The sequence below is a fragment of the Ruegeria sp. AH12 genome (assembly GCF_056541465.1).
Genome location: NZ_JBQFYL010000202.1, coordinates 1 through 571, shown reverse-complemented (window position 1 = coordinate 571; position 571 = coordinate 1). Strand labels below are relative to the sequence as shown.

Genomic DNA, 571 nt, shown 5'->3' with positions numbered 1-571 from the left:
GTGGAATCGGTCGTTATGCTGCTGGTCTTTGCCGTCATCATGGTGAACTTTTTTGTCGATCTGGCCTATGCCGCAGTCGATCCAAGGCTGAGGAGCAGGACATGAGCCGCAACCTGATCCTTGGCGCGACGCTGTCCTCACTGGTGGTGCTGGCAGCGCTGGTGTCCTTTGTCTGGACCCCATACGACCACGCCGCGCTGAACATTCCCGCCAAGCTGCAGCCACCCAGCGCACAGCACTGGTTCGGTACCGATCATTTCGGACGCGACATGTTCTCGATGATCATGGTTGGTGCGCGCACCTCGATTGCGGTGGCGCTGGTCGCGGTCGGGATTGGCATGGCGCTGGGCGTTCCCTTGGGTCTGGCTGCCGCTGCGCGCAGTGGATCGTGGCTAGATGAATTCATCATGCGCGGCAATGATCTGGTCTTTGCATTCCCCTCTCTCGTCATCGCCATTCTGATCACCGCCGTCTTTGGTGCCGGGGCCATAAACGCGATCATCGCCATCGGTATCTTCAACATCCCCGTTTTTGCCCGCATCACCCGAGGCGCAGCTTTGTCTCTTTGGGA

At 59.2% G+C, this 571-nt stretch carries 1 protein-coding gene and 1 pseudogene; both read left to right on the top strand.

Annotated elements, in window-relative coordinates:
- Nucleotides 1–105: pseudogene (locus ACR0EL_RS22630) on the top strand (ABC transporter permease); the annotation flags it as partial.
- A partial coding sequence (locus ACR0EL_RS22625; RefSeq protein WP_480502375.1) for an ABC transporter permease occupies nucleotides 102–571 on the top strand: 470 nt, incomplete at its 3' end. The pseudogene ACR0EL_RS22630 and the gene ACR0EL_RS22625, both read left to right, overlap by 4 nt.